The organism is Pectobacterium fontis, from assembly GCF_000803215.1.
Classification (GTDB): domain Bacteria; phylum Pseudomonadota; class Gammaproteobacteria; order Enterobacterales; family Enterobacteriaceae; genus Pectobacterium; species Pectobacterium fontis.
The window spans coordinates 1-18,179 of record NZ_JSXC01000036.1 but is presented as its reverse complement, the minus strand read 5'-3'; the positions used below and the strand labels follow the sequence as shown (position 1 = coordinate 18,179).

Below are 18,179 nucleotides of genomic sequence, written 5' to 3'. Positions count from 1 at the left end.
TTTGGGTTAGCGTTGTTTTGCCAACGCTTCCAACTGCTGGCGTATCGCCGTCACGGAAACGGCGCGATTATCCGCACGATCGCGCTCACTGGCATCAGGCGCGGAGCTTTGGATGCCCATGAGAACCCAGCCCGAGGTGGAATTCAACATCAAGGGGGAACCGCTGTCACCAGGCAGCGTATCGCACTGGTGTGCCATCACGGCATTATGAACCCAGCCAGTGATCAAACAATCCTGATGACGATAAAGTGTCTCCTGATGATCTTCCGGGTAACCGGCTTGCGTGACGCGCTGGCCGTTGTTTCGTAACGCCAGTATCAACGCCTGACGACTCCCTTGCCAGATGGGAATCGGGCGAATATCGGGTGGCGTTTGTTTTAATCGAATCAGCGCGTAGTCTAGCGGTGCGGCTGAAGGTGGAACGATCCAGCCTTCGCCGTCGGCTTGCAATTTTTTGGCAAGTGATTTATTCGCCAGCGTTTCAATTTCTGTTGTTTCATAACGCCAGCCTTTTTCGGTTGCCTGAAAGCGCAGCGCGATGGGTTTATCTATCTCGCCTTTTGGCGGAATGACCACGCAATGCCCGGCTGTCAGCGCTAAATGAGGGGAAATCAGCGTCGCGGTACAGAGGTTACCGCTGGTCGTTTCTAGCTGCCCAATGGCCTGCCAGGGCCAGATTGCGGTGTCAGGAACGACATCTCGGTCGTCGTGGTTGAAAAATAAGATTTGTTGTTGCTTTTGTGCGGCGATGTCTGTTGGTGAGGAGTCTGCCCAACTGAACGGGGCGGTAAAGGATAATGAACATAACAACCAGGCTGATATGCGCATGCAGTGAATAAACCTTATGATAAACGTTATCTTGAGGCACTAAATATAGCGTGTTGAATTAACTATAGATGCATTTGCTGGTGAGGGGCTGGAAATTAAAATGTTATTGAGTGTAAAAAGCGTGACATGACATCACTGTGTTGTGGCAAAGGGAGTATTCCAAACACGCTGCCACAGAGCTTCTATGGCAGCGTGTTTCCATGTCGTGTTGTCAGGCTTATTCGTAGCTAACAATCGTGATTCGCACATCTGAACCCAGATTTTTCGTACTCACGGAACCGATGCCTTGCGGCAAAACAGCGTGTTGTGATCCTTCTTTCATTTGTAGGGTTTGTATTTGACCTTGCCGCTCACAACTGATGGCTACATGACTGGCGCGCGTTGTGACATCACAGACGGGTTCGACGATAGAACCTGAAAAGCGGATGACGCCTGTTGATGATGAAGGGGCAGCGAATGTGTACGATGTGAGTGTCATGGAACTAATGACGATAGCAGAGAGTTGCAGGATTTTTTTCATTATGGTGTTCCCGATATTGCTTAGTGTGTAATGCTATCAACGGCACAACGTGATAAAACTTTATTGCGCCTGAACCTTTGTTCAGTTACATGTCCTTTTATTAATTAATTTTTAAATAAATTATTTAAATAAGTTGTTTGTTGTGGCTTCCGATCGGCTATTAACGTAATCGATCATCCCCGTCTCAGAATGACAATACGTCATGCTTATGCTCAATAAACATACCAACTCTTATCATGCCGATAGTATTGTTCATTTATAATATATTGAAAATATGAGGAAGGACGTGGTAGCAATACGCTGAATACTAGAGAAAAAAACTCAGGGTGATGACGCCACAGAGTAGAATAAGGGATAACAAAATTTCAAATGAGTAACGGCGTATCATTATTCTGTCCCCCCATGAAATAAACACCCGGTAAACCGGGTGTTTTATGATGACGTAGCGGTAAGCGTTTTAATAACCCGATTCAAACGGGGCTTACCTTAAGTGGCACCTCTCTTGGAAAGGAGGCGCGGATATTTAGCGATTACGCTGCTGGCGTGGTGTCAGCGTGTTTTGCTGATTTCGCTTTTTTTACGTGTTTCTTGGCAGCCTGCGCTTTTTGTGCAGGAGCGGGTTTGGCTTTTTTCACGTGTTTCTTGGCGGCCTGTGCTTTCTGAACAGGCGCAGTTTTCGCTTTTTTCACATGCTTTTTATGGTGAACGGCTTTAGCCGGAGCAGAAGTGGTAGCCGTTGCAGAAGGCTGCGCGGGTGTGGTGGTTACGGTATCTGCGGCAAACGCGACAGAGGACAGACCCAGTGCTGCGCCAGCGATCATAACTAATACTTTATTCATCATCATTTCCTCATTGTCTCATTCACGTTTCGTGGCTCGTAGTTGAGCCGTTGAAGAGAGAATAGGAGAAACCGAGAGCGGCTTCAGTGAGTGATTGGTTTCGGCGTGTAACCTAATGTACAAGTCTGGAAGGGCGAGGAAGAGATTGAGAGACAGCGGTGTTACCGCTGTCTCTGCATCAGTGCTGGATGGCGATGGCCGCCTGTGCCGATATCGTTTTTATTGGCCAGCAAAAGCGGAAACGGGCACCGCCGAGCGGGCTTTCACCTACCGTAATGCTGCCTTCGTAAGCTCGTGCGATGGCGTGAACAATCGCTAGCCCAAGCCCGCATCCACCGCTGCTGTTCTCGATACCGGCTTCCAGGCGGATAAACGGTTCAAAAACGCTTTCCCAACTTTCGGGCGCAATTCCAGGACCGTCATCGTCGACCTGCAAACACGCCATATTCTCGGCATCAGACGTTAGGCTGATATGCAAGCGGCTATGGCAGAAGCGTAATCCATTGCCAACCAGGTTATTCAGAACTCGCTCCATAAGACGGAGATCGAGCGCACCAATGTGCGCTGCATGGGAGGTGTCCAGCGAAATGAGTTTATCAGGATGGATCAGATGAAAATCGTCAACTTTTGCCTGTAGCCACGCGGGAATATCAATATTGGCAAGATGCAGCGTCACCTGTGGGCGGTCAAGTCTGGCGTATGTCAGCAGTTCGTCAATCAATGCTTCAAGTTGGCCAATATCTCGGTTTAATGCCTGCTGTTCATTTTCTGTCAGATTGTCACTCATGGCTAACCGATAGCGCAGCCTGACCAGCGGGGTACGCAGTTCGTGCGCAATATTGTCAATCAGTTGCTTTTTACTGTTGATAAGCTGGTTCAGGTTATCTGCCATCCGGTTGAAGGCGACGCCAAGGCGGAACAGGCTTGAGGTGTTATCAAAGTGAATACGTTCTTCCAGATGACCATCGCCTAAACGCTGTGCGGCGTTCTCCAGTTTTAACATGGCCTGCCAATGTGGCCGCATCCACAAGAAAACCGGCAGCGCCAGCGACAGCCCGATGAACATCACCAGCAGCAAATCCAGTAATCGCATTTCGTGCAGGAAGAACAAATAAGGAATAGGGCCGACGGCGAGGACGTAATGACTGCGGGGGATGCGTTGGATAAACGTGTATTCGTCATCCAGTGCGATGATCTCGCCCTGATTCAGGCGTTGTCGATTGCTGGTGCTTAACGCGTACTTACTCACCGGTTCGATATGCAATTTGAACGACAAATTTAAATCGAGTTGGTTGATGGTTTTATGCCATTCACGAGGGGGGATTGCGCGTAATTCATTACGAATGAGGTACAGCGAGCTTTTCATCAGGTCATCCATGGACTGACGCCCCGCACGCTCTGCCGTAACTTTATAAACCAGCCCGACCAGTAGCGTCATGACAACAAAGCAGGCAAACAGTAACAGAAAAAACTGGATGAACAGCTTTCTCATAGCGTCACGCTCTCCCAGGTATTGGGGGCGAACAGATAACCTTTATTGCGCACCGTCTTGATACGGAACGGTTCCAGCGGGTTGTCGTAAAGCTTTTTACGCAAGCGGGAAATAGCCACGTCGATACTGCGATCCATACCATCGTAGGTTACGCCGCGTAGATTCTTCAGCAGCGCATCCCGATCCATGATGTGGCCGGCGTGGGTTGCCAACTGCCAGAGCAAATCGAAATCCGCGGTGGATAACACGATGTGCTCTTGCCCTAATGTCACTTCCCGATTAACCGGATCGATGCAAAGCAGGCCGAAGTGCAGTGATTTATGCACCTGTAACGCGGCGGGCGTGGCTTTTTCTGCTACGGCCTGAGGCGCGGTGGCGTATTGTCGCAAATGCAGGCGCAAACGGGCGAGTAAAACGGCGGGAGGCGTGGTTTTCAGAATGTAATCATCAGCGCCCATTTCCAGTGACAAGATATGATTCATGTCGCTGTCCAGAGACGTCAACAGCACAATCGGGCCGCTGTACTGTGGCCGCAACTCCTGGCAGATGGTCATGCCGTCTTTGCCGGGTAGCATGATATCCAGCAGCACGAGGTCGGGCTGCTGCTGTTCGATAAAGGCTAATGCCAGATCGCCTCGTGCTTCAACTTGAACGTCAATATCATGCTTGCCGAGGTAGGCCGCGATCAATTTTCCGACCTCAGTATCATCTTCTATAAAAACAATCTTATTCATGGTCTCTACGTCATCCCCATTTTACTGCTGATAGCATAGCCTGATGATGGGTTATACACGAGAAGCGAAGCGTAAATGGGTGTTGATTGTTTGTTAATTTGCATGAATTAGGTCTTGGGTTGTCGCGGGATGGCCTCAGCGCAAAGCCCGCCCGCCATCAACACCCAGCGTTTTTCCGGTGACATAGCGGCTGCTAAGCAGATAATCCACCAGTTGGATAATTTCTTCTTCGCCGGGCGCGATTTTCATCAATGACTTTTCCAGCGCCTGTTGGCGATATTCTTCGCTATCCTGTTCATTGAACAAGATTAAGCTGGGAGCAATCGCGTTGACTTTCACTTCCGGCGCCAGTTTGCGGGCAAATGACCGTGTCATGTTATCCAGCGCGGCTTTGCTGGCGGCATAGGCGATGTGTTTCTCGCTGCCTTTTTCTACCACGTAATCCGTCAGATGAATAATGTCTGCGCCTGCGATGCCTTGCCCTCGCAAGCAAGATTCCAGCAACTGGTTGAGTAAATAGGGCGTATAGACGTGAATTTGCAGCATATCGGCCAGCGTTTGTTCTGGCGGTGTCGAGGGGCTTTCTGGCTCCCAGCGGCTGGCATTATGAATAATGGCGCGCAACTGTGGCGTGAGCGACAGGATTTGCGCTGCAAACGCATAGATGTTTTCCGTGGTGGAAAAATCGGCAGCCAGACAAACGGCACCGTCTTGCCGTAGTGTGTCCAACTCAGGGTAAAAGGTGCGATAGCTGATAATGACAGGGATCGATTGAGCCAGAAACGCACGCGCCAGCCCCAGCCCAATACGGCGTGCGCCGCCAGTAATTAACACGGGAGCAGAAGCAAAAATTGTCACAATTAGGTTTCCTCACCACAGGCACTGGATTTAATACTATAGACGAAAGTTTGTCCGGCTCGCCGAACCCGCCGTGCAGCACGAGCACGGCGTGGCCCGTCATTGATGCTGTTACGCTGAACGTGCCGTCGTCGCCTCGATAGCCTGTGCTAATGAGCCATAGAAATGGAGCCGACCGTCAATCGGGTGTACTTTTGCCCGTGCCAGCGTTTTTAACGGCTGGAAGGGAATGTCGGTGATGATGAGCTGTTTGCCTGCGGGCAGTGTTTCGCTAAAGCGCAGGAATGCACTTAGCCCGCCGGCATCCAGCACTGGCACGGCATCCCACTGCAAGATGATATTTTGATAGCCTTCGCTGCGTAACGTCAGGTCGTTGAAGATGCGTTCCGCCGCGGCGAAAAACAGTGGGCCGTTAACACGCAACACCAGATGATCCGGTATTTTGGTGTCCGGTAGTTCGCTCAGGCGGGTCATCTGCGCGATGCGCCGCATAAATAATAACGATGCCAGCACAATACCGACGGTAATCGCAATCACCATGTCGAACAGCACGGTCAAGGACATACAGAGCAGCATCACGATAATGTCGTCTTTTGGCGCGTGACGTAACAAATCCACTACCTTATGTGCCTCGCTCATGTTCCAGGCAACAATCAACAGCAACGACGCCATCGCGGCTAGTGGCAGATAAGACAGCCACGGTGCAAGGATCAATAATGCTAATAGCACCAGCAAGGCATGGACCACGGCAGAAATGGGTGAGCTTGCGCCCGCCCGTACGTTGGCGGCGGAACGGGCAATCGCCGCGGTCGCGGTAATACCGCCAAAGAACGGTGCGATGATGTTACCGAAACCTTGCCCCATCAATTCTGCGTTGGAATTGTGCTTTTTGCCTGTCATACCGTCCAGCACGACGGCGCACAGCAGTGATTCAATCGCTCCCAGCATCGCCATAGAGAATGCCGCGGGCAGCAGGGCGGAAATGCTTTGCCAGTCCAGAGTCATCGTTTTTCCATCTGATGATGGCATATCCCACGGCAGAATGAGCTGTGGCAAGATAGGCGGGATCCCTTGCCCTTGTGAACCATCCGCCAGCATATAGCTGAATCGGGAACCAATGGTGGCGACATTTTCCCCAAGCAATGACATGATCCCCATCACCGCGACACCCGCCAGCAGCGCAGGCAAATGGCCAGGTAGACGAATACCGAGTTTGGGCCAGAGGATCAGAACCAGCAGCGTCGTTGCTCCAATCAGCGTATCGGCAAGATGCAGAGTGGGCAGCGACTGCGCTAATGCCGCCACTTTCTCGACGTAATGTTCGGGCACGACCGCCATCTCTAAGCCGAAGAAATCCTTGATCTGCATCGTACCGATGGTGATGGCGATCCCGGAGGTAAAGCCGAGCGTCACGGAGAGTGGAATATATTCAATTAAGCGTCCGAAGCGGCAAAGCCCCATCAGCAACAAGAAAACGCCAGAAAGCAAGGTGGCAACCAGCAGACCGGATAACCCGAACTGTTGTGATACAGGATAGAGAATGACGACGAAGGCAGCCGTGGGTCCTGAAACGCTGTAGCGTGAACCGCCGCTGACGGCGATAACAATCCCGGCAATGGCTGAAGTATACAGTCCGTATTGCGGAGGGACGCCACTGGCAATAGCCAGCGCCATGGCCAAGGGGATGGCGATAATGCCAACAGTCACGCCAGCGATAATGTCGTGGGTAAAACGTTGCAGCGTATATTTTTCTCGCCAGCATGCGCTAATCAGCGCGCTGAACGGTCTGACGCCGTTAATTCCGTGCGTTTTCATCTAAGCAGAAACCAAAGTAGGAAAGTAAATCAACATGGCGGGCCTGTCGGTCCGTCGACGACAGCCTTAAGATACGCCGGACGTGCTTAGAAGATCCAGATATACATCAAGATAAGTGACGTCTGGAGCGCTGACGCGGTGAAAACCGCGTCAGCGGCGGGGTTACAGCGTGATGGTGATCAGATAAGCGGCAAAAAGCGCCAGATGCGCGCTACCGCTTAATACGTTGGTTCTACCGGTGGAGAAGGTAATGTGGCACAGCACCAGAACTGACAGCATCACGACGATATGCGGCATATCCAGACCGAAGTTCAGCGTGCGGCCAGTAAGCATAGCGATAATCGTGACGGTAGGGACGGTCAGCGAAATGGTAGCGAGTACAGAACCGAAAAACAGATTCATCGCGCGCTGTACCTGATTCTTCAGGACGGCGCGGATTGCTCCTAGCCCTTCAGGAGAGAGGATTAATAGTGCGACCAGGAAGCCCGTAAACTGCGTTGGGGCGTTCATTTCGGTCAGCAGCGTTTCCAGTGGCATGGAGTTCATTTTGGTGACGGCGATAACGGCAATCAGGTGAACCAGCAGCCAACCGGTATGCCACAGCGAACTGTGCGCAGAGGGTTTTCCATGATGAGGGTCGTCGCCATCACCTTCGTCTTCATGCTCATACACAAACAGGCTTTGGTGCGTGCGGGTTTGAATCAACAGGAAAACGCCGTACATGGCTGCGGAAATGGCGGCGACAATGAGCGACTGCGTTACGCTAAAATTACCGTCAGGCAAGGCGCTGGGAAAAACCAGCACAATGACCGCCAATGGGAAGATCGCCATCAGATACTGCTTGATGCCACTGAGGTTGACATACTGTGTGGCGAATTTACGGCCCCCTAGCAAAAGTGCGAAACCTACGAGGCCACCAGTGACAATCACGATGATGGAATAAAGAGTGTCGCGCATCAGATCCGGACCGGCGTCACCGGTTGCCATCAGCGCAGAAATGAGACTGACTTCAAGAATGACGACGGACAAGCTGAGGATCAGAGAACCATAAGGTTCACCCAGACGGTGTGCAAGCACATCGGCGTGACGCACCACGCTGAATGCACTGAAAAGTATCCCGGCTAGCGCGAGAGCGTTGATGCCGAGAATCGCGACAAAATCTTGTGAGCTGCCCCACATGTAGAGCACAGCTAGCGCAATAATAGGAAAAATAAGTGAGTATTCATGATGACGAGATTTGACTATCTCAGCATGAGACTTCATTGCGGGAGTTCTCCTTATCCAGAGGAATGATACGGCAAAATATCCCCGTTATACTTCAAGTCAGCGCACTGACGAGTCGAATTATGTCGGGTATAAAACCATTTATTAATGGTCGTACCGCTATTTGTTGATAGTCGTAAAACCATAATAGACAGTAAAAGGTGACTAAAAAGTAGTTATAACGTAATAAAACAAACAAGATGATAACAGGTTGTCATGTTAATGCGGGGAATTTTACGGATTTTTACGCTTTGAATTGAAATTTAAATGAAAAGGGAGAATCTGCATGTATTCTCCCTATCGTGATAATATCAAATGTATTTTTTGTGGTTATTCATCAGGATTATCCATGATATCGTGACGTTTATGGTGATAATCTTCTTCATTTAGCCCTTCTCGCCAATAAGGTACAGCATACATCTGATTTCGCTCACATCCGCGCTCGCGACGCACATGGCGACGAAGCTGAACCACGATACGATCCTCACCCGCTAACCAGTAAAAGGTATTTTCAATCGTTGAAAGTGCCTGAAAATACTGAAGCAACGCGTCGGTAGCGTCGGTTCCGCCGACGATCCACTTCACCTGAAGCTGTGCGGGTTTGACGATATCGAGAGTATCTGCCTCGCTATCAACACGAATCACCGCATGCCCTTGTGCGTCGTCAGGCAGGTTCTCCAACAATGCCATGAGCGCAGGAAGTGACGACGGATCGGCGGCCAGATAATAGGCACTCGCGGGCGGCAGCATCGGGAGCGGGCCGCCAGGTTGTGAAATACCGACCCAGTCACCCGGTTTAGCCTGACGAGCAAAGGTGACGGCTGGCCCGGCGTGTTCATGCAGCGCGAAAACGATATCCAGCTCCGCCTCCTGTGGACGCAACGCGCGAACACTGTAGGTACGAACGATAGGGCGGGCTTCGCCTTCTGGCCATATCGGGCCACGTTCGCCGATTGCAGGCAGAACGGGTTTCTGCTGTCCGGCTTGTGGCAGAAAGAGTTTGATGTGTGCGCCATATCTTTCAACCGGATAATCGTGCAACGCGTCATGATGGAAAGTAATGCAGCGTAAATGTGGGGAAATGTCGTGGATCTGTTTAACCTGAACTAAAACAGGCTGACGCGGCGTTGCCATTCAGTGTCTCCGTGGATAGTCGATTCCAATGTCGTGATGATAATAACATGAGATGATAACTATTATCATTTCGTGCCTGCCTGTGATTCCTGTCGACAGGTAATTTTGCCACAGCTAATACAGATGCTTTTTAAGGCCTACGCTTTGCCTAATACTGTTCACGTAGTGTGAATGTAGGGGGAAACACGGTGATGAAGTTCCCGCAGGACGACCTCGCACCGTGCTCGCCCCCGGTATCTCGATCTTCAAACGATCGGCGTTATGTCTTCACGTTAAGCGCACGGTGTTTGACGGATTCCTGAGGTCACAAAAATGGCGTTTGCATCAGAAAAACGTCAAGTCTTACGGCGTGTTGCCGATGAGCTAATATACCCGTCATACTTCAAGTTACCTGTGCGTTGGCTACGCTACTCGGTACGCTTACCCTGAACCTCATGCGGCAAGCAGCATTCAACGCTGCCTTTGGCCGAGTTTAGGGTACAAAAACGGAATCTTGTGTTAATGAAACATTATCATGAACCTTTTCAGTTTTTGTGACCACAATCAAACTTGATCGCAAAGCCATAAATGAATAACCTCAATATCAATGGTGTTGTAAAATTAAACAGATGAAGCAGTTAGGGTCTTAAACGCAGGACGAGAGTCGATCTGGCGAGCAGAAACAGGGTAAGGCTGGGGGTGGTAAGTAGTGTTAACACGCGATTTTTTGCAAAAAGCAGATTGTAGAACCTCTTTTGGGTGCATTGAAGAAACCTTACTGCTCACGCCGCAACAGCGGGCCGACTCGCTGGACAAGACGCTGGCGCTCCGCCCTAATAGCTGTCCTGTTTGGGTATTTGGTTACGGTTCGCTGATGTGGAATCCGGTTTTTGATGCCGAAGAAATTTGTCTGGCAACGTTGACGGGATGGCAGCGTGCGTTTTGTTTACGCCTCACGATAGGTCGCGGCACGGTAACGCAACCCGGACGGATGCTGGCGTTACAACCTGGCGGGAACACCACCGGGCTGGCTTTTCGGTTACCCGAGGCCTCGTTACGCGAAGATTTGGAACTGCTGTGGAAACGTGAAATGCTGACAGGCTGCTATCGCCCGCTCTGGCGTGAACTGCATCGAAAAAATGGTGCACCGCTGACGGCGTTGGTTTTTGTTTCCGAACCGGAACACCCCTCGAACGAAAATGATACCTGTATTCAGAGTGTGGCACCGCTGATTGCCCGCGCGAGTGGGCCGCTTGGCACCAATGCGCAATACTTGTTTGCACTGGAACAAGAGCTGAAGAATCACGGAGCAGAAGATAAAAACGTGAGCGAACTAGCGCAACGGGTGCGGATCCTGCAACAGTCGCACTCTGCGAACGGGTAACGGACAATAACACGGTACGGTGAGCGTTGAGGTGAACGACAGTATCGCCGTTCACCTTGCGATGAGGTTATGCGACCCAATTACCAGCCGACACCAACACCCATGGTGTACAGCGTGTCGTCCACATTCCCCTGATTACTTTCAATACGGGTACGTGACACTTTCATGCTCATAGAAGACCAGTCGGTCAACTTGAAGCGCAGGCCGGCATCTGCCTTAAGGTAGATGGGGGCGGTGCTGTCAAATGAACGTCCCAATTCACCGTTGGTGAAAGCTTCGACCGATTTACTAAACAGGTAGCGGTTGTACGCCCACTTTATCGCACCGGAGTAGAAGTCATCATTACCCTGATCGCGGTATACGAAGGTTTGGGAGTTGACCAGCGAGGTCAGTGAAAACGCGCCTAAATCGTTATCCCAGAACTGATAACCGGGACCAATACCGAAAGAGCGGTTGATTTTAATGCTTTCGATCCAATCGCGTTTGTACTGATAACGACCCTGCCAGAACCAGTTCTCATCCACGAATTTATCCAGCGCATATTCGCCAGCCGCATTCTTGGTGCTCTCAATATTATCTTCTTTTGCCAAGTGATAACTGGCATCAAGGTTGTGTCGCCATGTATCGTGACGCGCTTTGGTATTCAACGTCACATCGTAGTTGTCGGTTTCTGTCGAGCTTTTCTTGTGCGACATACCTGCATCGATGTTGCCTTTCCAGACGAAATCCGTCACCAGCGGTTTCTGCGCTACGATGGATGTGATTTCGGAAAGTGGCAACGTTTGCGGGCCTGCGGCTTCGTTAGCAAGTGACGGACTCGCGATAATAGTGCGATTTTCACTGGCTTTGATCGCCGGATACAGTACGCCTTTCTCGTAGCGTTCGCCTTGGATCACCAGACCATGGTCAGATTCAAAGGTTTTCACCTTATCCCAGGCGACAGAAATAGAGCCTGCATAATCGGTGTTAATAAAGAGTTTACCGCCGTCAAGCAGCGTGATTTTCCCTGTGAGCTGGTCGCCGTTGGTCAACCAAATTGTGTCTGCGCGGCTCTGTGTTATGCCCGCAGAGAGGGCGATAACCAAGCTGAGGGAAGAGATTGCGTGTTTGGATAGTGTCATTATTGCCAAGTAAACCGTGGTGACAGGGTGTGAGATGTCCGTCTAAAGACGTACAGCCGTTGAGATATCCGTCATACTTCAAGATCCCGGTGCATTGTGCTCTGGCAGCTTGAATTATCTACGCTAAAACGAATCGATTTAGCTCGGAACGGCAAACATTAACAGGAATTGTGGCGATGCTCTACCCGAAAACGATGATTGATTAGAATGTAAATAGTTATAAAAGGTGCTATTGATGATTAACAGCTATAACGCGATGCCTGTCACGTTTTTAGCCCCTCACAAAGGCGTTGTCGCAGGCGGAATGTCCTCTGGCCAGATGGCGTCAGGCCAGAGGAACGTAAGCTGTTAGTGATGCTACGCGGTACGTTGCGTGCGTGATGTGCTGTTGTTCCTGAGGAAACGCGAGGTCAGGAACGTTCTGACGCGCAGTACGATCCGCTCCTGGAAGAGTACACACAGCGTCACGGTGCTGAGCAGGAAAATGATATAGCCAGTCATGGAAAGCTGTACCTGACCGGCGGCAGCAATGCACTGATCCCAATCGCTGAAGCAGGCCATCGGGTTACCGCGCACCAGTTGTTCCAACGTGCGGAACAGATTGAAGAGGGGAACATGTAGCGCAAAAATGGAAAGCGAGGCTGCCCCCAGTCGCGGCGACCAACGCCGCAGCCAATCACTGTTAGGTTCACGCGCTAGCGCACTGAGGCAGACCAGACCAACCTGAGCGGGCAGGAGCAAGCCGTTATGCAGTAGGAAGTACCAATAGGCTTCACCTTTTGTGAACAGCCAGGTCGCAGCAAGGAAATTCACACCGATAAAGAGGGCAACCGCATAGCGCTGGCCTTTGGTCTGCGGTAAGCGATCTTTCTGACGATAATGGCGGAACAGCGCATACCCCAAAATCCCAGCCAGAAACTCCGGTAAACGGAAGATCGGCCCACGCTGTAGCAGCCCGGTGTACGGCATGCCGAACTGTTGTTGCCAGATAACCCAAATCGGCGGCAGCAGATACAGCAGGCAGACGATCCCCATCCACAGCCACGGATGGCGGCTGTTCAACAGACGCGGTGCCAACAGCGGAAAGGTCAGATAGAAAAAGAACAGCGTAGATAGCGACCATAACGGGGCATTGAAGGTCAGGAAATAAGGATTCCATGCCTGCAACATCAGTACTTGCAATAACCCGTTGAACGCTAACTGCGCATTCGTCATGTAATGGCGCAGCGACTCAGGATCGACAGCAGGATCGTTGGTGTCATAAATGACGAAACGCGCACTGGCAACTTGTCCTTCCGGCGGCACGGCCAACCACTGCATGAGCGTAACCACCGCAATCGACGACAGCAGCGCAATGATATGAATGGGATAAAGATTAAAGAAGCGTTTGGCCCAGAACTGGCGAACGGGTTCACGTAGACGTCCGTCCTTAATATAGACATGCGCGAGCAGAAAGCCAGACAGGACAAAGAACGTACTGGTCGCGAAGAATCCCATACTGGTGAGCTCGCTTAAGAACGGAATGCGCTCACGCTGGGGATAAACGTGCACGGTATGATAAATCATCACATAGCAGCCGAGCAAAAATCGTAACCATTCCAGGCCGATAAATCGCTCCTTATTAGCCTTCTTCATGTTGTTCCTCAACGTTAAACTCGGTGTAAAAGCCGAAAAATGCGATTACGAACTAGTTTAGACGAGAGCAACGTCACATTAATTAGGATAATAGCTATAAATGTAGGGGTGTTTAGCCACCGTTTAGGTTTGGCGGAGGGAAGGGCGCCAGAGCGCCTTATCCGTACCGCTGACAATCGCTGGTTTTTGTGACGATTTGATTAAATGACTTTCTCTTGCAATACCCATACGGCCGCTTCAACCCGTGATTTGAGCTTCATTTTTTTCAACAGATGTTTGACGTGAACCTTAACGGTACTTTCGGTAATGGTGAGCTTACGGGCAATCACTTTGTTGGATAATCCTTGAGCCAGCAGCTTCAGGATATCGCGTTCGCGTGGCGTAAGCTGCTGAATATCCCGGTCGCTACTATGACGACTCTCACGCAGGCTGGCGGCCAGAATCGGCGTCAGTGTCTCACTCAGCACCATTTTCCCTGATGCTGCCTGATGCAGCGCAGCTAACAAATCCTCTGGTTCCATGTCTTTCAGCAGGTAGCCATCGGCACCATTTTTTAATGCATTGACAACATCGTCTTCATGGTTGGACACGCTAAAGACCACAATGCGTCCCGATAGCGATTTTTCCCGCAGACGGTTCAGTGTTTCCAGGCCATTCATCCCAGGCATGTTCAAATCAAGCAGAATCAAATCCGGGTCGAGCTGTTCCGCGAGTTCGACACCCTGTTCACCGTGGCTGGCTTCACCTGCCACCTGTAATTCCGGGTCCATACTGATGAGTTGCTTAACGCCATTGCGCAACATGGGATGGTCGTCAATCAGCAATAGGGTGGCGGCATCTTCGTTAATCATGAGTTTCTCCTGTTAATGGCTGCCGGTGACGATATTCGGAGAGGAAACTGACATTGACTTCAGTGCCTCCCGATGGCCGGCGTCGAACAATGCATTCGCCGTGCAAACCTCGTGCACGGTCGCGCATAATAATAAGTCCATAGTGGTTGGCGCGACTGGCATCATCAGGAATGCCGATACCATTATCGGCCACGCTGAGTTCGATATAACCTTGATGGAGTTGCAGGGTTATCTCGACCTGCGTGGCCTGCGCATGTTTATAAATATTGCTCAATGCTTCACGCACAATTTGCAGGACATGTATCCCTTGATGTGCGGATACCGACTGCGGCGGCAAACGGTAATGCAATGCGATGGGATACCCCAGCCGCTTGCTGAATTCATCGACCGATGCTCGTAGCGCGGCGAGTAAGCCCGATTCAGACAGCTTAAGCCGGAAGGTCGTCAGCAACTCACGCAGTTGGCGATAGGCGGTGTTCAACTCCTCCCGCATTTCTGTCAGCAGTTTCTGCGATGCGGGGGGCAAATCGCCGCTCTGCATTTGCAGACAACTTACCTGAATTTTCAGGCAGGAGAGAGACTGTGCGATAGAGTCGTGAAGTTCGCGGGCAATAGTGGCGCGTTCTTCCATGAGCATCAGTTGCTGCTGATGGTTGGACTGCCGCTCCAGCGCCAGTGTACTGGTCAACTGTTCTAATAAGGTATTCAGCAACTGATTCTGATCGCGGCTTAGCGTAGTATTGCCCGGCAGTGTGGCCAGTACGACGCCATACTGCCCGTGTTTGTCGTGCAGATCCCAACAGTGAGGCTCACCTGACGGTTCCTCGCGTTTTATTTGCATACCACAGCTCTGGCAACTGTTATCCGGGCAGTGCGCCGGCTGTGGCAGGCTGTCATCGCTAAACTGATGAAACTGTTCCTGATTGTTATCTTCATACAGCCGTAGTTGAATATTGCGAAGCGGCGTTAACGAGGAAAGCTCGTTCAGGATTGGCATCAGCCGACTGCACAGTGGCGCGCCAGTATGCAGACGTCGGCTAGCGCGATAAAGGAAAGAAAGCAGATCGTTTTTCTGTTGCAGATCGGCTGTTTTCTCGGCCACACGCAGTGCCAGACTGTGGTACATGGCGGAAAGCTCGTCCGACATGCTGTTTAGCACCCGTCCCAACGTGCTCATTTCGTCGTGGCCGTTGATGGTGACGCGCTGGGAGAAATCGCCATGACCGATGGCCTGCGCCATCGAAACCAGATGTCGCCACGGTGTTAACAGACGACGACGCAGATAAAAGAACGTGCTGAGCAGCAGGATAAACATGATGCCGATGAAGATACGCTGCACGAGCGTGACCATCTTCAACCGCTGTTCGGTTTTATGGTCGATGGCGGAAACCAGATCGTCCAACTGCTTCACGAAGCGGGCGACATCGGTGGAGGCATCGGCGGGGTGTGTCGCCTGCCGCAGATGCGGTTGCAGATTCTCCAGCCAGAAAAGGCGTAGCGCAGTGAATTGCTCGCTGAGTCCTTCCCGACGCACCGCCTGCTGTAGGTCGCTGCTGGTTTCGTTCTCTTCCAGTTCTTGCAGATAAATTTGATTCTCGGCGGAGAGCGGCACCATGGATAACAGGCGATAACTCTGCATGCGTAGCGAGCCCGCTTTATTGATGGCGTGCGCGTTCCCTTGAATGCTTTGAGACATCCAACTTGAAACTGACATGCCTGCAATACCTAGCAGACCGAGTAGCAGCATCAGCAGCACAACCTGATTGACGAGCGACAGCGGCAGCAGGAAACGTTTCAACATAATAAAGCGACCTCTGCTGGAGGAGTAGAAAACCAGTACCGAGAGGGATAACCCTTTTGGCATTTTTCCCGATCCTACATGATAACCCTATACCTATTAGTGAGTACCACCGAATATCCTCACCTTAAAAGAGGATATGACAGTAAGAAAAAATAGGGCTATAACGGCTTGAATTATCGTGGCTTATTTTTCTATTTTTATTACTCATTAAGGAGTGTGATTGTTTTTGCACAGTTTTTTTACCTGACAGCGCGTTGATTTGCATCAACTTTACCTGCGGTGTAATCCCTAATGTTGCGCCTTAACTCTACCGCGTTTTTATTTATCGAGGTTTTTATGACGCAGCCTTTATCACCTGAAAAACTATCGCAAAGCACGCTGATAAGGGAATGGAATCCTGAAGATACAAAATGCTGGCAATCTGGTGGACAACGGATAGCACAGCGCAATCTTTGGATCTCTGTTCCGTGCCTGCTGTTGTCGTTTTGTGTGTGGATGATTTTTAGTACCGTAGCCGTTAACCTAAACAAGGTCGGGTTTAGTTTTACCACAGATCAGTTATTTCTGCTTACCGCGCTGCCTTCTGTCTCCGGTGCGCTGTTACGCGTTCCTTACTCTTTCGTTATCCCGCTGGTGGGGGGCCGCCGTTGGACGACCTTAAGCACGTTTATTCTGGTTGTCCCGTGTATCTGGCTTGGGTTTGCCGTGCAGAATCCACAAACGCCTTACCGCGTGTTCGTCATCATTTCCCTGCTGTGTGGTTTCGCTGGCGCTAACTTCGCCTCCAGCATGGCGAACATCAGTTTCTTCTTTCCCAAATCCCGTCAGGGCAGTGCACTCGGCATTAACGGCGGATTGGGTAATCTCGGCGTTAGCGTGATGCAACTGCTGGTGCCAGTGGTGATTTTCCTACCGCTTCTGGGCTTCTCCGGCAATGGCGTCGTTCAGCCTGATGGCCACCAGATTTGGCTACACCATGCCGCATGGATGTGGGTGCCGTTTTTGGTGATTGCCGCCACTGCTGCCTGGTTTGGCATGAACGATCTTTCAACGGCCAATGCGTCGATACGCAAGCAATTGCCGGTTCTCAAGCAAATGCACCTGTGGGTACTTAGCTTCCTGTATCTGTCCACGTTTGGTTCATTTATCGGTTTTTCAGCAGGCTTCGGTATGCTGTCCAGAACGCAGTTCCCAGATATCGTGATTCTGTACTATGCCTTCTTCGGGCCGTTGCTGGGCGCGCTGGCGCGTCCGGTGGGGGGAATGTTGTCTGACCGCTTTGGTGGTGTGAAGGTCACGCTGATTAACTTCATCCTGATGGCACTCTTCTCGATGTTGCTGTTCCTGTCTCTGCCGAGTGCGCACTCAGCGGGGTCATTCGGGATGTTCTTTGGCATCTTCATGATGCTGTTCCTGACGGCTGGTCTGGGTAGCGGTTCAACGTTTCAGATGATCGCGGTGATTTTCCGAAAATTAACGACGGATCGGGTTAAAGCACAGGGCGGAAGTGATGCGGATGCGCAGAGTACCGCCGCCACGGATACCGCCGCGGCGCTAGGTTTTATTTCGGCCATGGGAGCTATCGGCGGGTTCTTCATTCCCCAGGCCTTTGGGATGTCGCTGGAGTTAACCGGTTCACCCACCGGCGCAATGAAAATATTTGTAGTGTGCTATGTGGTGTGTGTTCTGGTGACGTGGTTGTTTTATGCCAGGAAGAAAAATTAATAATCTGAAATGCCAGAATCTATCTTGCTGGTGTTTTCTCTGGCGTAAAAAATTGTGCTGAGGTGGACGTGACTGCCGGGTGAGCCGCATGGAGGCGGCGAAAACTAGTGCCGCGTCGGGAACGCGTCACTCGTGGCCCGAATAGCAGTCACGAACGCCGAAGGTATCGCGTAGCGACACAATTAGCGCCAAATAGCCAC

Annotated in this window: 14 protein-coding genes and 1 pseudogene; 2 read left to right on the top strand and 13 right to left on the bottom strand. The window is 51.1% G+C overall.

Annotation, left to right across the window (positions count from 1 at the left end):
• Positions 1-6 precede the first annotated feature (6 nt).
• The 9 genes and pseudogenes from OI69_RS13310 to OI69_RS13275 all read right to left on the bottom strand — a co-directional run bounded on the left by OI69_RS13310 (position 7) and on the right by OI69_RS13275 (position 9,483).
• On the bottom strand, positions 7-828 hold the full coding sequence (locus OI69_RS13310; protein ID WP_039351304.1) for a trypsin-like serine peptidase: 822 nt from the start codon (positions 826-828) through the stop codon (positions 7-9).
• A gap of 217 nt (positions 829-1,045) precedes the next feature.
• Positions 1,046-1,348: a hypothetical protein gene (locus OI69_RS19345; protein ID WP_072034299.1), complete on the bottom strand. Its 303-nt coding sequence runs from the start codon at positions 1,346-1,348 to the stop codon at positions 1,046-1,048.
• A gap of 533 nt (positions 1,349-1,881) precedes the next feature.
• A pseudogene (gene asr / locus OI69_RS13305) lies at positions 1,882-2,187 on the bottom strand (acid resistance repetitive basic protein Asr); the annotation flags it as partial.
• Between the two features lie 178 nt (positions 2,188-2,365).
• The gene (gene rstB / locus OI69_RS13300; protein ID WP_039351300.1) at positions 2,366-3,679 is read right to left on the bottom strand and encodes a two-component system sensor histidine kinase RstB; all 1,314 of its coding nucleotides are present in this window, start codon (positions 3,677-3,679) and stop codon (positions 2,366-2,368) included.
• Positions 3,676-4,413 (bottom strand): two-component system response regulator RstA, encoded by a 738-nt coding sequence (rstA, locus tag OI69_RS13295; RefSeq protein ID WP_039351297.1) that lies wholly within the window; start codon positions 4,411-4,413, stop codon positions 3,676-3,678. Before rstA ends, rstB begins: the two co-directional genes overlap by 4 nt.
• A 135-nt stretch (positions 4,414-4,548) precedes the next feature.
• Positions 4,549-5,271, bottom strand: a complete 723-nt coding sequence (gene folM, locus OI69_RS13290; protein WP_039351294.1) for a dihydromonapterin reductase — start codon at positions 5,269-5,271, stop codon at positions 4,549-4,551.
• A 111-nt stretch (positions 5,272-5,382) separates the two neighbouring features.
• The gene (gene dauA / locus OI69_RS13285) at positions 5,383-7,086 is read right to left on the bottom strand and encodes a C4-dicarboxylic acid transporter DauA (RefSeq protein WP_039351292.1); all 1,704 of its coding nucleotides are present in this window, start codon (positions 7,084-7,086) and stop codon (positions 5,383-5,385) included.
• Positions 7,087-7,248: 162 nt separating this feature from the next.
• The gene (gene chaA / locus OI69_RS13280; protein WP_039351290.1) at positions 7,249-8,349 is read right to left on the bottom strand and encodes a sodium-potassium/proton antiporter ChaA; all 1,101 of its coding nucleotides are present in this window, start codon (positions 8,347-8,349) and stop codon (positions 7,249-7,251) included.
• A 330-nt stretch (positions 8,350-8,679) separates the two neighbouring features.
• On the bottom strand, positions 8,680-9,483 hold the full coding sequence (locus OI69_RS13275) for a siderophore-interacting protein (protein ID WP_039351288.1): 804 nt from the start codon (positions 9,481-9,483) through the stop codon (positions 8,680-8,682).
• 688 nt (positions 9,484-10,171) lie between these two features.
• On the opposite strand from OI69_RS13275, the gene OI69_RS13270 reads away from it, so the two are divergent.
• On the top strand, positions 10,172-10,846 hold the full coding sequence (locus OI69_RS13270; protein ID WP_039351286.1) for a gamma-glutamylcyclotransferase: 675 nt from the start codon (positions 10,172-10,174) through the stop codon (positions 10,844-10,846).
• 80 nt (positions 10,847-10,926) lie between these two features.
• Here OI69_RS13270 and OI69_RS13265 read toward each other — a convergent pair whose 3' ends face one another.
• The 4 genes from OI69_RS13265 to narX all read right to left on the bottom strand — a co-directional run bounded on the left by OI69_RS13265 (position 10,927) and on the right by narX (position 16,254).
• Positions 10,927-11,967: a DUF481 domain-containing protein gene (locus OI69_RS13265; RefSeq protein ID WP_039351284.1), complete on the bottom strand. Its 1,041-nt coding sequence runs from the start codon at positions 11,965-11,967 to the stop codon at positions 10,927-10,929.
• Between the two features lie 357 nt (positions 11,968-12,324).
• Positions 12,325-13,602, bottom strand: coding sequence for an acyltransferase family protein (locus OI69_RS13260; RefSeq protein ID WP_039351282.1), 1,278 nt, complete (start codon positions 13,600-13,602; stop codon positions 12,325-12,327).
• Between the two features lie 200 nt (positions 13,603-13,802).
• Positions 13,803-14,453, bottom strand: coding sequence for a two-component system response regulator NarL (narL, locus tag OI69_RS13255; protein WP_010276892.1), 651 nt, complete (start codon positions 14,451-14,453; stop codon positions 13,803-13,805).
• Entirely contained in the window at positions 14,446-16,254 is a 1,809-nt protein-coding gene (narX, locus tag OI69_RS13250) for a nitrate/nitrite two-component system sensor histidine kinase NarX (protein ID WP_039351281.1), read from the bottom strand. Before narX ends, narL begins: the two co-directional genes overlap by 8 nt.
• Before the next feature lie 336 nt (positions 16,255-16,590).
• Between narX and OI69_RS13245 the strand changes: the two genes are divergently transcribed.
• Complete coding sequence (locus tag OI69_RS13245) at positions 16,591-17,979, top strand: NarK family nitrate/nitrite MFS transporter (RefSeq protein ID WP_039351393.1); 1,389 nt, start codon at positions 16,591-16,593, stop codon at positions 17,977-17,979.
• Positions 17,980-18,179: the final 200 nt, after the last annotated feature.